This window comes from Priestia sp. YIM B13489 (genome assembly GCF_042787645.1).
In the GTDB taxonomy this organism is placed as follows: domain Bacteria; phylum Bacillota; class Bacilli; order Bacillales; family Bacillaceae_H; genus Priestia; species Priestia megaterium.
Window position 1 is genome coordinate 2,353,363 of the sequence record NZ_JBHZOQ010000053.1, and the last position, 13,995, is coordinate 2,367,357.

The 13,995-nt window shown below is 37.9% G+C and carries 14 protein-coding genes; 1 reads left to right on the forward strand and 13 read right to left on the reverse strand.

Going from position 1 to position 13,995, the window contains the following annotated elements; translation table 11 throughout:
* Positions 1 to 134 precede the first annotated feature (134 nt).
* The 11 genes from ACFX4W_RS17830 to ACFX4W_RS17880 form a co-directional block, all read right to left on the reverse strand.
* Positions 135 to 581 carry a GNAT family N-acetyltransferase gene (locus tag ACFX4W_RS17830; RefSeq protein WP_013059817.1) on the reverse strand — a complete coding sequence of 149 codons (447 nt, stop codon included), beginning with the start codon at positions 579 to 581 and terminating at the stop codon, positions 135 to 137.
* Positions 582 to 666: 85 nt separating this feature from the next.
* Positions 667 to 1,557, reverse strand: coding sequence for a stage II sporulation protein R (gene spoIIR / locus ACFX4W_RS17835; RefSeq protein ID WP_025752486.1), 891 nt, complete (start codon positions 1,555 to 1,557; stop codon positions 667 to 669).
* 121 nt (positions 1,558 to 1,678) lie between these two features.
* Positions 1,679 to 2,530: a peptide chain release factor N(5)-glutamine methyltransferase gene (prmC, locus tag ACFX4W_RS17840; RefSeq protein ID WP_043977488.1), complete on the reverse strand. Its 852-nt coding sequence runs from the start codon at positions 2,528 to 2,530 to the stop codon at positions 1,679 to 1,681.
* Positions 2,530 to 3,597, reverse strand: coding sequence for a peptide chain release factor 1 (prfA, locus tag ACFX4W_RS17845; protein WP_013059820.1), 1,068 nt, complete (start codon positions 3,595 to 3,597; stop codon positions 2,530 to 2,532). The genes prmC and prfA overlap by 1 nt, the downstream gene beginning before the upstream one ends.
* Before the next feature lie 138 nt (positions 3,598 to 3,735).
* Positions 3,736 to 4,350, reverse strand: coding sequence for a thymidine kinase (locus ACFX4W_RS17850; protein ID WP_226897604.1), 615 nt, complete (start codon positions 4,348 to 4,350; stop codon positions 3,736 to 3,738).
* Between the two features lie 204 nt (positions 4,351 to 4,554).
* Complete coding sequence (gene rpmE / locus ACFX4W_RS17855) at positions 4,555 to 4,755, reverse strand: 50S ribosomal protein L31 (RefSeq protein ID WP_013085477.1); 201 nt, start codon at positions 4,753 to 4,755, stop codon at positions 4,555 to 4,557.
* A 154-nt stretch (positions 4,756 to 4,909) separates the two neighbouring features.
* A complete protein-coding gene (gene rho, locus ACFX4W_RS17860; protein WP_013059823.1) occupies positions 4,910 to 6,184 on the reverse strand; it encodes a transcription termination factor Rho in 1,275 nt (424 codons plus the stop codon).
* Between the two features lie 525 nt (positions 6,185 to 6,709).
* Positions 6,710 to 7,996 carry a UDP-N-acetylglucosamine 1-carboxyvinyltransferase gene (locus ACFX4W_RS17865; protein ID WP_013059824.1) on the reverse strand — a complete coding sequence of 429 codons (1,287 nt, stop codon included), beginning with the start codon at positions 7,994 to 7,996 and terminating at the stop codon, positions 6,710 to 6,712.
* Between the two features lie 207 nt (positions 7,997 to 8,203).
* Positions 8,204 to 8,848 (reverse strand): fructose-6-phosphate aldolase, encoded by a 645-nt coding sequence (gene fsa, locus ACFX4W_RS17870; RefSeq protein WP_043977491.1) that lies wholly within the window; start codon positions 8,846 to 8,848, stop codon positions 8,204 to 8,206.
* A 137-nt stretch (positions 8,849 to 8,985) separates the two neighbouring features.
* On the reverse strand, positions 8,986 to 9,843 hold the full coding sequence (locus ACFX4W_RS17875) for a class II fructose-bisphosphate aldolase (RefSeq protein WP_013059826.1): 858 nt from the start codon (positions 9,841 to 9,843) through the stop codon (positions 8,986 to 8,988).
* A gap of 224 nt (positions 9,844 to 10,067) precedes the next feature.
* Positions 10,068 to 10,442 carry a response regulator gene (locus ACFX4W_RS17880; RefSeq protein ID WP_087944205.1) on the reverse strand — a complete coding sequence of 125 codons (375 nt, stop codon included), beginning with the start codon at positions 10,440 to 10,442 and terminating at the stop codon, positions 10,068 to 10,070.
* 237 nt (positions 10,443 to 10,679) lie between these two features.
* Here ACFX4W_RS17880 and ACFX4W_RS17885 point away from each other — a divergent pair, with 237 nt between their 5' ends.
* Positions 10,680 to 11,210, forward strand: coding sequence for a DUF2529 family protein (locus tag ACFX4W_RS17885; protein ID WP_043977494.1), 531 nt, complete (start codon positions 10,680 to 10,682; stop codon positions 11,208 to 11,210).
* 39 nt (positions 11,211 to 11,249) lie between these two features.
* Here ACFX4W_RS17885 and ACFX4W_RS17890 read toward each other — a convergent pair whose 3' ends face one another.
* On the reverse strand, positions 11,250 to 12,857 hold the full coding sequence (locus ACFX4W_RS17890; RefSeq protein WP_043977495.1) for a CTP synthase: 1,608 nt from the start codon (positions 12,855 to 12,857) through the stop codon (positions 11,250 to 11,252).
* Positions 12,858 to 13,177: 320 nt separating this feature from the next.
* Positions 13,178 to 13,714 carry a DNA-directed RNA polymerase subunit delta gene (gene rpoE / locus ACFX4W_RS17895; protein ID WP_043977497.1) on the reverse strand — a complete coding sequence of 179 codons (537 nt, stop codon included), beginning with the start codon at positions 13,712 to 13,714 and terminating at the stop codon, positions 13,178 to 13,180.
* Positions 13,715 to 13,995 lie beyond the last annotated feature (281 nt).

Below are 13,995 nucleotides of genomic sequence, written 5' to 3' on the forward strand. Positions count from 1 at the left end.
TGTATCATAGATAGTAAAATACCTGCATTCATTATATCAACAAACAAGCTTTATCCACAAAATGTGGATAAAGCTCATATTTTTGTGAATAACATTGTGGATACCCCTTTAAAATGATTTATCCACATTTTCTTTTAACTAGCTGCATAAAACATCACATAGACATCCTGAGGGTTTGGTAACTTTTTTAAATAAGAATGTTCTTTTAACAACTCAGGCAGTGCACTGTAAGATGTTTGCTGAAAATTCATCATTTGAAAAAAATGTAGAGAAGATGCCTTATTTGTTAGTAAATATAGTTGCTTCACGCCATGCTTTTGAGCCAGCTGGACGATGCTTTTAAATAGCAGCAGAATATCAGATTGCATTAAAGAAGGAGACACGACAAGGGAGCGGAGAATTCCATCCACACCTTCTTTTTCAAACCCAACTGTTGCTAGCAGCTCGCCTTCTTCATTTTCCATTATGACAAATTGATGAATATGCTCTTCCACACCTGCTGTGCTGATGCCCGCTTTTTGTAAAAACTGCTGAATTCGAATATAATCATTTTCACTGGCAATTTTTAATTGTTCTCTCATTTTAATCACCTCAACTTGTTTTCTAGTAACAAATCTATGAGATGATTAAAAAAAGTAGAACTGAATTTTATTTTTAATGATTCTATTAATTAAATACTGACGATACCCATTCTACTACAAAAAACTTAACTTCTACAGAATCTTCTTTTGATTTAGAATCAGCTTTTTTCTTAGATGAAATAGACTTTTCAGCTTCTTTACTTTCCTTTTTTTCAGCCTTAGCACTTGTTTCTTCCTTTACTGTGCTTGTATCTTTTGCAATTGCTTCTTTAGAAGATACTGTTGGTTGAGAAGATTCCTCAGCTTTCTGCTCAATAGAATCTGATGTAATAGTTGCAGATTGAATTTCTGTTTTCACTGCGGGCTCTTTACTTTCAGCCGATTTGTCATCTGTTTTGTCTGCAGATTTTGATTCAGAAGCTGCTGGTTTCTCTTTTTCTTCCTTTGGCTCTTCTTCAGATGGCTCCGGCGCTTTTACCGCTTCACCGTTTGAGAAATCTAAGAAGCATAAAGGAGGAAATAGTACGCACCACCAGTTTGCTCCCTCTCCTTTGCCAAGAGTAATAAGCACGGCTTCATACTCACCTGCTGGATATAAAAACTGACCGTACAACTTAGTAGGAAACTCTACTTTTCCGAATTTAACATGAACAGATTCATTTACGCCTTCTTCTTTTAGCACTTCTTTCGCAATTGTTTCAAGCGCCGGCAAATTTTCTTTAATTGTTTTTCGAGCTACAGTTACAGATGTTAAATCTTTTACCCATTCTGTGATTTGTTCGTTCACGCGGTCACGAATCAGACGTTTTACGTACTGGTCTTTTTCACCGTCGCTGTTTGCTAAAATGCGCAGTCGAATTGCCTCGTCTGGAATGACTGCAGGCTGATCTGCCTGCACTTGGTTATGTGTATATATAAGTTGAGCATTTGCTCCAATAATTAATAAAATAAAATAAATGATAGCATATTTCTTCATTTCGGCCACCGCCCTTTCATAGGAACAGTATGGCCGAAAGCAAGATATCTTAAACTAGTAATTTAGTAAAAAAATGCATGATTTTCAAAAATCAAAGGGAAAATCATTCCCTCTGATTTTTTTAGTTCTCGCGAAGTTGTGCAAAAACCATTCGATCTTTTCCATTAATATCATATACACATTCTACAAAAGCTGTCGGAAACGTTTTTTGCAGCATCTCAGCTACATCTTTTGTCTGTCCGGCCCCGACTTCAAATCCAATAATACTATTTGACTTCGTCACATATGGCAACTCTTCCATGAAACGCCGATAAAAATCCAGGCCATCTTTTCCACCAAAAAGAGCTCGGTTTGGCTCATGATCTTTTACCACTGTGGACAACTCATCATCTGCTGGAATATAAGGCGGATTAGACACAATTACATCAAATTTCTGATTCGATAATAGAAATGGTTGTAAGAGATCTCCCTGTATAAACGTGACAGCAGCGTCCAGGTTTTGAGCATTTTCTTTGGCTACGCTTAAAGATTCTATAGCTATATCTGTTGCTGTAACTTCCACTCTGTCAACCTCCAAAGCTAAAGTGATAGCAATTGCCCCACTTCCCGTTCCAATATCTACAAGCTCAATAGGCTGGTGTTGAAATTCTTTTTTTATTCGAGAAATCATTCCGTATACCAGCTCTTCCGTTTCGGGTCTTGGAATTAATACATGTTCGTTTACAATAAATGAACGCCCGTAAAATTCTTCTGTCCCGATTAGATATTGTACAGGCATACCTGCTTTATGAGCATGGACATCTTGTTCAAATCTTTTTAGAATTTCTTCTTCTAGTTCTTCCTGCAGAGCACCTAGCAAATGAGTTCTCGTCATCTGCAAGTGATGGCGAAGCAAGAGTTCTCCCGCGTTTTCATCTCGCTTTGCCTCTTTCAAAAAAGAAGAAGCCCACTTAAGGGCTTCAAATACTTTCATTAGTTCGAATCTTCCATTCGGCGCGCTTGGTCTTCCATGACTAATGCATCGATAATTTCATCAAGCTTGCCTTCTAAGATTTGATCTAGCTTTTGAATCGTCAGACCAATACGGTGGTCCGTTACGCGATTTTGCGGGAAGTTATACGTACGGATACGCTCGGAGCGATCTCCGGATCCAACTGCTTGTTTGCGCGTTGCATCGTACTCTGCTTGTGCTTCTCGCTGGAACTTATCGTACACGCGAGCGCGCAATACTTTCATTGCTTTTTCTTTATTTTTAATTTGAGACTTTTCATCTTGACATGATACCACTGTATTTGTTGGTAAATGCGTTAAACGAACGGCTGACATCGTCGTATTAACACTTTGGCCACCAGGTCCACTTGAAGCAAATGTATCTACACGGATGTCTTTTTCATGAATGTCCACTTCGACTTCTTCCGCTTCAGGAAGACATGCTACCGTTGCTGTAGATGTATGAATACGACCGCCTGATTCTGTTTCAGGAACTCGTTGAACACGGTGTGCACCGTTTTCAAATTTCATCTTTGAGTACGCACCTTTACCGTTAATCATAAAGATAATTTCTTTATAACCGCCTACTCCAGTAGTCGTTGCTTCCATTACTTCTGTTTTCCAGCCTTGTGATTCAGCAAAGCGCGAATACATTCGGTACAAATTAGCTGCGAATAATGCTGCTTCATCTCCACCAGCCGCTCCACGAACCTCCATGATTACGTTTTTATCATCGTTTGGATCTTTTGGAATTAATAAAATACGTAGCTTTTCAACTAGCTCTTCTTGCTGCGTTTCTAACTCGGCAATTTCTTCTTTTACCATGTCACGCATATCTGCATCAAGCTTATCTTCAAGCATCGTTTTCGCTTCTGATAACTGCTCTTTTACATCTTTGTATTCCTGATAAGCCGCTACCGTTTGTTGTATATCTGATTGTTCCTTCGAATATTCTCTCAACTTAGAGGGGTTGTTTACGATCTCAGGGTCACTCAGAAGTTCGTTTAACTTCTCATAGCGCGCCTCTACCGCTTCTAAACGATCAAACACGTCATTCACCTCATTCTTTATCCATAACATTGTAATTATAGTATAGCTTTAAAATAGAGTCAAAACCTTGTTAATACACGTATATGAACAAAAAAACAGAACTGCGCGTTCTGTTTTTATCATCATGAAATTCTTGCTTTATTTTTCGACCATTTCGCTTGAGTCCACAGACACAGCTTGTCCTTTAGACTTTTGCACAACGTGGCAATGACGACATCTTGGTTCGTACGATTCAGACGCACCGACTAAAATAATAGGGTCGTCATAAGAAGCAGGCTCACCGTTAATCAAACGCTGTGTACGGCTCGCAGGAGAGCCACATGAAGCGCACACAGCCTGTAGCTTTGTTACCGACTCTGCAATAGCCATTAACTGCGGCATTTGTCCAAAAGGTTCACCTTTGAAGTCTTGATCTAACCCCGCTACAATCACACGAAAGCCTTGATCCGCTAAAGATTGAACAATTTCTAAAATATCTGTGTCAAAAAACTGTACTTCATCTATCGCTACTACGTCTGTCTCTTCATCTACTCGCTTTAAAATATCGCGCGATGCCGAGATTGAATAAGCCATAACAGATGTACCATTATGTGAAACGACCGCTTCTTCGCTATATCGATTATCGATTGCAGGCTTGAACACTTGTGCTTTTTGTTTAGCAAACTGCGTGCGGCGCACACGTCGAATTAACTCTTCTGATTTCCCTGAAAACATACTGCCACAAATTACTTCTATCCAACCGCTTTGTTTCATTACGTACACCACTGCGGGACTCTCCCTTCTTCTCGTTCCGTTTCTGAGCGAACCGCTACTAACTTAATCTACGTCTTCTATGTAGATCTTATTCCTATGATAAAGTACCCACTTTTTTATCAAGCAGACACTGTTTTTCTACTTTTATAAGCAAAAAAACAGGCAAGAAGTTAAGCTACTTGCCTGTTTGTTTCGACAATGTGATTATTTAAGACCGTATTTTTTGTTGAAGCGATCAACACGGCCACCAGCTTCAGCGAATTTTTGACGACCAGTGTAGAATGGGTGACATTCAGAACAAGTCTCAACGCGGATCTCTTCTTTTACAGAACCACTTTCAAATTCGTTTCCGCAAGTACATTTAACCATAACTGTTTTATAGTTTGGATGAATTCCTGTTTTCATTCGTTTCATCTCCTTCCGCCCTGAATCATTCTGAAACAGAGTTTATTGATAAAGATAGTGATGAAATAATAACTATTTCACTGTGTACTTTATCAACACACATGATGAAATTATAACAAGGGTTGTATGCTTTTGCAACCACATGTTTTATAACTTATCGTTTATTTGCTAGAAGTGTTTTTTTCTCTTCCGTTAACATCGAGAAGAACTCTTCATTTGTCTTTGTTTGACGTAAACGTTTTAAGAATTTTTCTGCAAAATCAGGAGCATCTGCCATTGATTTACGAATTGCCCATAGATGGTCTAAATGCTCTTTTGGAATTAACAGCTCTTCTTTACGTGTGCCTGAGCGACGAATGTCAATCGCAGGGAAGATACGTTTTTCAGCTAGTGAACGATCTAGATGCAGTTCCATGTTACCTGTACCTTTAAACTCTTCATAAATAACATCATCCATACGAGAGCCTGTATCAATTAAGGCTGTTGCCAGAATGGTTAAGCTGCCTCCATCTTCAATGTTACGAGCCGCTCCAAAGAATCGTTTTGGACGGTGAAAAGCAGCCGGGTCAATACCCCCTGATAGTGTACGACCGCTCGGTGGAATAACTAAGTTATAAGCACGAGCAAGTCTTGTGATGCTGTCCATCAAAATGACAACATCTTTTTTGTGTTCAACTAATCTCATCGCACGTTCAAGTACAAGTTCCGCTACTTTAATGTGGTTTTCTGGCACTTCGTCAAATGTAGAACTGACAACATCACCGTCAACCGAACGCTCAATGTCCGTCACTTCCTCAGGACGCTCATCAATAAGAAGAACAATCAATTCTGCATCAGGATGATTCGTTGTAATGCTATTGGCAATTTCTTTTAATAGCATCGTTTTACCTGCTTTTGGCGGTGCGACAATTAGTCCCCTTTGCCCAAATCCAATTGGTGAAATCAAGTCAATAATACGCGTAGAGAAACTTCTTGGCTGAGTTTCTAGCAGCATTTGTTCATTTGGATAAATTGGCGTTAGCGCTGGAAAATGTACGCGATCTTTTGACGTTTCCGGATCTTCTCCGTTTACTGCTTCTACATGTAATAATCCGTAGTAGCGCTCATTTTCTTTTGGAGGACGAACTTTCCCCGATACCTTGTCTCCATTACGCAGATCGAAGCGACGAATTTGTGAAGCTGAGATATAAATATCTTCTGAACTCGGTGAATAGTTAATTGGTCGTAAGAAACCGAATCCTTCTGATTGAATAATTTCAAGAACGCCTTCCATAAATAAAAGCCCATCTTGTTCAGCTTGAGCCTTTAAAATAGCAAAGACAAGTTCTTTTTTCGTTAATTTACTATAGTACGAAACTTTATACTCACGAGCATGTTCATACAGCTCTTTTAATTTCATATTTTCTAAACTGGATAATGTTAAGTTCATTAGGACACCACGCTTTATAATGAATAATTTTTAACCGTTCCTCCCATATTAAATTCAAATATAAAATTGAGAGATGATATGGATGGAATAAATCTGTGAAAATGGAGAATATAACCTTTGAAGTATAATAAGTAGAATCAATTGATTAACTATACACTTTTAGAAGAATAATTCCGACATAAAACCATTTATATTATCTTGATAAATTTAACGTAGCAATTTATATTCTAACCTTTTTCTATCTTTTTAATCAATCTTTTTTTACTTTAGAAGATGAATAAAAAAAAGGAAATTTAATAGCTTACGAGAAGCGAGGAAAACCTTTTCATAATTTCACATTAAAGGAAATAAACTGGACGTTAAAATAAGAAGTGAAATTTACCTTTTAGCTTCCCTTTTTATCTATTTACCCTATTCATAAATATATAAGCTACACAGAGATAGAAGAACGCTCCTACGCCTGTGTAGCTTATTAAAAAGCTCATTTCTAAACTTTGCTTTCATGACTGTGGCACCGATTTGCCTTTATGAATTTTGAAATTGCTCAATTTCCTCTTGAGTCATCTCTTCACGCCAAATCATTGCCCCTAAATCCGATAGCTTGTCTACTAAATGACTGTAACCTCGGTCAATGTGCTCTAAACCCGTTACCTCTGTAATCCCTTTGGCCATTAAGCCAGCGGTTACGAGAGCTGCTCCTGCCCGTAAGTCCGACGCTTTCACACGTGCACCTTGTAAGTGAATGGGACCATTAATAATAGCAGAACGCCCTTCTACCTTAACAGATGCATTCATTCGTCTCAGTTCATCAATATGCTTAAACCTTGCACCATAAATTGTATCTGTCACAACGCTTGTACCAGACGCTCTTGTTAGAAGCGTCGTAAATGGCTGCTGTAAATCAGTTGGAAAACCTGGATATACTAGCGTCTTAATATCTACGGGCTTCAATAGCTGACGAGTCGCTACAAGAATCTGATCTGAGCTTGTTTCGATATGAATACCCATCTCACGCATTTTAGCCGTTAATGACTCCAAATGCTGAGGGATAACGTTGTCCACAACAACTTCTTTTCCCATACTCGCTCCCATGATCATATATGTGCCTGCTTCAATTCGGTCTGGAATGATGGAATGACGGCATCCTTTTAATTGATCTACTCCATCAATTCGAATAACATCCGTACCTGCACCTTTAATACGGGCACCCATACTTGTCAGCAACGTAGCTACATCAATAATTTCAGGCTCTTTAGCAGCATTCTCAATAACGGTACGCCCTTTTGCTCTTACAGCAGCGAGCATAATATTGATTGTTGCTCCTACGCTAACAACGTCTAAATAAATTCGAGCACCAATCAGTTCCTCAGCTCGAATGTAAATAGCTCCTTGTTCATTTGTTACTTTAGCGCCAAGAGCTTCAAAGCCTTTAATGTGCTGATCGATTGGTCTAGGACCAAGGTAACAGCCTCCTGGAAGCCCAACTACCGCTTTTTTAAAGCGTCCCAACATCGCCCCCATTAAATAATAAGAAGCGCGTAATTTTTTTACTTTTCCGTTCGGTAAAGGCATTGCAACCATTCCGGATGGATCTACTGTTAATTCGTCGTTATCAATAGTTACTTTCCCACCAATTTCTTCAACTAAATCCCCTAATAACTGCACGTCTGAAATATCGGGCAGACCTTCAATTGTAACAGGTGACTCGGCTAAAATTGTTGCTGGAATAAGCGCAACGGCACTATTTTTAGCACCACTGACGCGGACGGATCCACTTAAGGTAAAGCCACCTTGTATTTTTAACTTTTCCATTTATAGCTCCCTTCTAGTGAAAGAAAGTTTCTCACCTAGTAATTGAGGAAAATTTTGGTACAAAGAATACCTAAAAGAATGGTTATTTTTCCTATTACCTACTAGTGTACACGAAAATGAAAAAATCATGTATAGTTTCGACAAGATAAAAGAAAAATATGGCATTCACCTGTCAGGATGGTAAACACCACACAAATTTATACATGTTTAGACATTTCGTTTTTCCCAATCTGCCAAAAATTGTTCAATTCCTGCGTTTGTTAACGGATGTTTGAACAATTGCATTAAAACTTTGTAAGGAATTGTCGCAATATGTGCTCCATTTTTTGCAGCTTCTGTTACGTGCATCGGATGACGAATAGATGCTGCAATAATTTCTGATGGAATGTCATGAATCGCAAAAATATCTGCGATATCTGAGATTAAATCGAGACCATTAAAACCAATATCGTCTAATCTTCCTAAGAAAGGCGATACGTAAGTAGCACCTGCTCTTGCTGCCATTAACGCTTGGTTAGCTGAGAAAATAAGCGTAACGTTTGTCTTAATACCTAAACTAGTAAATTCTTTTACTGCTTTTAAGCCATCTGGAGTCATCGGTACCTTGATTGTGATATTCGGCGCAATCGCAGCAAGCTCTTTTCCTTCGCGAATCATGCCTGCTGCATCAAGCGCAATCACTTCTGCACTTACAGACCCTTCAACGAACTCTGTAATTTCACGAAGACGATCTTCAAACGTGATGTTCTCTTTAGCTACTAAACTAGGATTTGTTGTAACCCCCGCTAACAAACCCAATGAATGCGCTTCCTTAATTTCGTCTAAATTAGCTGTATCAATAAAAAACTTCATGAATGCCATCCCCCTGTGTTATGTATTCAGAATGATAAGAAAATTATAGTAAAAATAAAACCGCCTTACAATGAAAATAAGACGGTTTTATTTTTCAGACTCAACTAACTGCAAACAGGCAATCCGAAGATTTCAAATTATGCTTTGTTAGAAGAACCGAATTCACGCATTTTACCTTGAACCGTTTCTTTGATTGCTTCGCGAGCAGGTCCTAAGTATTTACGTGGATCATATTGTTCAGGTTGCGCAGCTAATACTTCACGAACAGCTTTAGCTGAAGCAATTTGGTTTTCAGTGTTTACGTTGATTTTAGCAGTACCTAAAGAAACTGATTTTTGGATATCTTTTGTTGGAATACCAGTTCCACCATGTAAAACTAATGGTAAGCCTGTACGATCTCCGATTTCTTTCATTTCAGCAAAACCTAGGTTTGGTTCACCTTTGTATGGTCCGTGAACTGATCCTAATGCTGGAGCTAAGCAATCGATACCTGTACGGTTAACAAGTTCTTCACACTCGTTAGCATCTGCATAGATAACGCCCTCAGCAATAACGTCGTCTTCTTGTCCACCAACAGTTCCTAGTTCTGCTTCTACAGATACTCCGTGGAAGTGAGCTAGTTCAACTACTTTAGAAGTAATTGCAATGTTTTCTTCAAATGGGTGGTGAGAAGCATCGATCATTACAGAAGTGAATCCAGCATGGATTGCTTTTGCACATGATTCAAAGCTTGAACCGTGGTCTAAGTGAATTGCAACTGGTACTTGAACGTCGTAATCTTCGATTAGAGCTTCAACCATTGCTACAACAGTTTTGAAACCGCCCATGTAGCGTGCTGCACCTTCAGATACACCAAGAATAACTGGAGAGTTTTCTTCTTTTGCTGCTTGAAGAATAGCTTGAGTAAACTCTAAGTTATTTAAGTTAAATTGACCTACTGCATAGCCTTGTTCTTTTGCTGTAATAAGCATTTCTTTCATTGATACTAAAGGCATATTGAAATCCTCCTTAAAATCAACCTTAGATTAGATGCTAACCAAAAGGCACACTCAAATAGTATGCTCTTGAATTGAGTGTTTCATGTAGAAACAACGCGCATCTTTACATAATAGATTGTCGAATTATGAATACAGTAATTAGGATACCAACTAACAATGAAAACAGCAACATTTTTAGGCTGATATTCAAAATTTGTTAGGATGAAAACCCTACCAAAACCTTAATTCGACTTTACTGGTATATATTCCCTAACAACTTTTCGGATTTCATCAATATCAAACGGTTTTGCAAAGTGTGTTAATGCTCCTAAATCTTTTGCTTCTTGAATCATATCCAATTCACCATAAGCGGTCATAATAATGACTTTAATCGTTTCATCGTGCTGCTTTAACCTTTTTAAAATTTCAATTCCATCCATTCCTGGAATTTTCATATCTAATAAGACAAGATCCGGTGCTTGCTCTTTTGTAATATCAATCGCCTGGAAGCCGTTCGCCGCTTGAAATGTCGTATAGCCTTCTTTTTGCAGCACTTCCGTTAATAAAATACGTATACCATACTGATCATCAACAATTAAAATTTTCTCTGCCAATATAATCCCACCTTTTATATTCCTCTTCTACAGACAAAACTAACATATGTATTTCGCCTTTAAAACAAAAATCCCTGCTTATTAGAGAAATTGTTACAAAACATAGCTTTTTTTGTCATCCATCCAACTTCATTGCACTTTACTTTCATTGTAGCTCATTTCAAGATAGAATACAGATAGCTTTTTTCGTTATAATGTGTAGATAGACGGCTTTAGCCGCTTAAATCGAAGGGAGATTCTATGCTTAAAATTTTCACAACTCAACTTTCAGGTTTTTTTAAACGAATTGAAGAACAAGAAGAATTCCAATTTGAAGATGCCGCGCGTATTTTAGCACAGGCCTCTGTCGGAGAAGGATTTATCTATATTTATGGTGTAGAAGAAATGCACGCCATTACGCTTGAAGCACTAAGCAGTGCAGAACCTTTAAGTCAGGCAAAAGCTTTGCCTTTACATGAATTAGATCAGCTGACTAGCGTTGATCGCGTACTGCTTATCTCTCGATTTTCAACAGATAATAAAGCAGTGGAAATAGCTGAACGTTTAAAGAAACGGGATATTCCATTTGTTAGCATTGCTGCTGTTCCTAAAGAGATAGCCGAACCTTCTTTAACAGCACTCGCAGATGCTCATATTGATACAAAATTGTTAAAGCCGCTTATTCCTGGAGAAGACGGCTCAAGATTTGGTTTTCCAGCAATGATGGTCGCTTTATACGCGTACTACGGTTTAATTTTCACATTAAAAGAAATCGTAGAAGAATATGAATAAAAAACACGCTGTCTAAAGACAGCGTGTTTTTTATTTCACTTATTTGTTTTGGCCTGACTCCATTGATGCACGAATAAATTCTCTGAACAATGGTTGCGGTCTTGTTGGACGAGAAGTAAACTCTGGGTGGAATTGTGAAGCCAAGAACCATGGGTGGTCTTTTAGCTCTACAATTTCAATTAAACGGCCGTCTGGGCTTGTACCAGAGAAGATAAAGCCTTTCTCTTCCATTTGTTGACGGTATTCGTTATTAAATTCATAACGGTGACGATGACGCTCATATACCACTTCATCTTGATATGCTTCATATGCAAGCGTATCTTCAGACAATTTACAAGGGTATAGTCCTAAACGCAATGTACCGCCTAGGTCCTCTACGTCTTTTTGTTCTGGTAACAAGTCAATAATTGGATAATTTGTTCCAGGTGCAATTTCCGCTGAATGTGCGCCTTCTAAGCCTAATACATTACGCGCAAACTCAACTGATGCCAGCTGCATACCTAAGCAAATACCTAAGAATGGAACCTTTTGCTCACGTGCATATTGTGTTGCTACAATTTTACCTTCAATTCCACGATCACCAAATCCACCTGGAACTAAGATACCATCTACATCACCAAGTAAATCTTGAGCATTTTCTTTTGTTACAAATTCAGAATTTACCCACTTGATGTTTACATCTGCATCGAATGCATATCCAGCATGTTTCATTGCTTCTACGACAGAAATATAAGCATCTTGAAGCTCTACATACTTACCAACCAATGCAATTTTTGTCGTATTTGAAAGTCCTTTTACTTTCTCAACCAGTGCTTTCCACTCAGTCATTTCTGCTTCTTTGCAATCTAATTTCAAGTGATCGCATGTGATTTGATCTAGGTGCTGCTCTTGTAAAGATAGTGGAATTTCATATAATGTTTCAGCGTCTGCACACTCAATAACCGCTTTTGGATCAATGTCGCAGAATAAAGCTAGCTTGTCTTTCATATCTTCAGAAATTGGCATTTCTGTACGAACAACGATAACATTTGGCTGAATGCCTAAGCTACGTAACTCTTTTACACTATGCTGTGTTGGTTTTGTTTTCATTTCACCAGCAGCTTTTAAATATGGCACAAGTGTACAATGGATATACATAACATTGTCACGGCCAATATCACTTTTGATTTGACGAATAGCTTCTAGGAAAGGAAGTGATTCAATATCTCCTACCGTTCCGCCGATTTCAGTAATAACAACATCTGCGTTTGTTTCTTTACCTGCACGGAAAACGCGTTCTTTAATTTCATTTGTGATGTGCGGAATAACCTGAACTGTTCCGCCTAAATAATCACCGCGACGCTCTTTTTTCAATACTGTTGAATATACTTTACCTGTTGTTACGTTGCTGTAGCGATTTAAGTTGATATCGATAAAACGCTCATAGTGACCTAAGTCTAAGTCTGTTTCCGCGCCGTCATCCGTTACGAATACCTCACCGTGTTGGTATGGACTCATTGTTCCTGGGTCTACATTAATGTATGGATCAAACTTTTGAATCGTTACGTTCAACCCACGGTTTTTTAATAAACGGCCTAAAGAAGCTGCTGTAATCCCTTTTCCTAGAGATGATACAACACCGCCTGTTACGAAAATATACTTTGTCATCTATACTTCCCCCTCTAAATAATTTGAACTGTACAATATTAAAAGTTTTCACATAAACAATCACAATTCATTCATTGTGCATGCGAAATTATAAGAAACCTTATGAATGTGAAACGTTCAAGAACCAAAAGAAAGTTTCTATCAAGGATTTATAAGAACATATCGGGGTGTAAAACATGGATAGATAAAATAAAAAAATTGCTCCCAATACCAAAACTGGATTGGGAGCAATAGTCTATTTTAAATAAAAACTTTTTAAATGCTTGTTTAAAGAGCCCAAAAAAGATTCTACCTACTTCGCTTGAAAAAGTCAAGAAGGATTATTTTTCTTTTTCGTCCTCATAATCTTCTTCTTCGTCTTCCTCATCATCGTCTAGATCATCTTCTAAATCGTCAAAATCGTCTTCTGCAAGATCTTCTTCATCTTCTTCTAGCTCGTCAATGTCTTCAAAATCTTCTTCTTCGTCTAGATCATCAACATCTTCATAATCCAAATCTTCTTCTAAATCATCAAAATCTTCAACTTCTTCAACAACAGCTTTTTTCGCTTTTTTCTTTTTAGGTTTTGCAACCGGAATAACTTCTTCTTCAGCTTGGTCAAAAGGATACCATCCACGAAGACCCCAGTGGTTGTCCCCTACTGTTAAAAAGCGACCATCAATATTAATATCTGTATAAAACTGAGCTAATCTCGTTTTTAATTCTTGATCTGACATTTCAGCTGCTGCTTTAATTTCAGCAATAATTTCTTGGAATGACATTGCTTGACGATCTGTTTTTTCTTCTAGAAGTGCATAAGCAATCTCAATCATCGACATTTCTTTTAGATCCGTTTTTGAGTACTGTGCTAAACTCAAATCTGGCACATCCTTTCTATGACTATGTATATTGAAAATCTATTAAATCAATTCATCATATGTGTAAATGATGGAAACGAATAAATACATACCATTCATTATAAACAAATTCAATACATTTATGCTAGCCTCGTTTCTAAAATTCTCGAGAATTTCGCATAAAACAACGAAAAAATAGACATTTTATCACTATAATACATTCTATTTAATACGCCAATAACATCCTTTGATCAAAAGGAATTCACCATCAGTTATTCTGACTCCGCTAGGGTTAGGTCTAT

What these genes read in the sequence shown, in the direction of transcription:
- ACFX4W_RS17830 (WP_013059817.1), bottom strand. Translation starts at nt 581, where the DNA reads ATGAGAGAACAATTAAAAATTGCCAGTGAAAATGATTATATTCGAATT.
- rho (WP_013059823.1), bottom strand. Translation starts at nt 6,184, where the DNA reads ATGAACTTAACATTATCCAGTTTAGAAAATATGAAATTAAAAGAGCTG.
- ACFX4W_RS17865 (WP_013059824.1), bottom strand. Translation starts at nt 7,996, where the DNA reads ATGGAAAAGTTAAAAATACAAGGTGGCTTTACCTTAAGTGGATCCGTC.
- fsa (WP_043977491.1), bottom strand. Translation starts at nt 8,848, where the DNA reads ATGAAGTTTTTTATTGATACAGCTAATTTAGACGAAATTAAGGAAGCG.
- ACFX4W_RS17890 (WP_043977495.1), bottom strand. Translation starts at nt 12,857, where the DNA reads ATGACAAAGTATATTTTCGTAACAGGCGGTGTTGTATCATCTCTAGGA.
- rpmE (WP_013085477.1), bottom strand. Translation starts at nt 4,755, where the DNA reads ATGAAAACAGGAATTCATCCAAACTATAAAACAGTTATGGTTAAATGT.
- ACFX4W_RS17885 (WP_043977494.1), top strand. Translation starts at nt 10,680, where the DNA reads ATGCTTAAAATTTTCACAACTCAACTTTCAGGTTTTTTTAAACGAATT.
- ACFX4W_RS17875 (WP_013059826.1), bottom strand. Translation starts at nt 9,843, where the DNA reads ATGCCTTTAGTATCAATGAAAGAAATGCTTATTACAGCAAAAGAACAA.
- ACFX4W_RS17850 (WP_226897604.1), bottom strand. Translation starts at nt 4,350, where the DNA reads ATGAAACAAAGCGGTTGGATAGAAGTAATTTGTGGCAGTATGTTTTCA.
- prmC (WP_043977488.1), bottom strand. Translation starts at nt 2,530, where the DNA reads ATGAAAGTATTTGAAGCCCTTAAGTGGGCTTCTTCTTTTTTGAAAGAG.
- spoIIR (WP_025752486.1), bottom strand. Translation starts at nt 1,557, where the DNA reads ATGAAGAAATATGCTATCATTTATTTTATTTTATTAATTATTGGAGCA.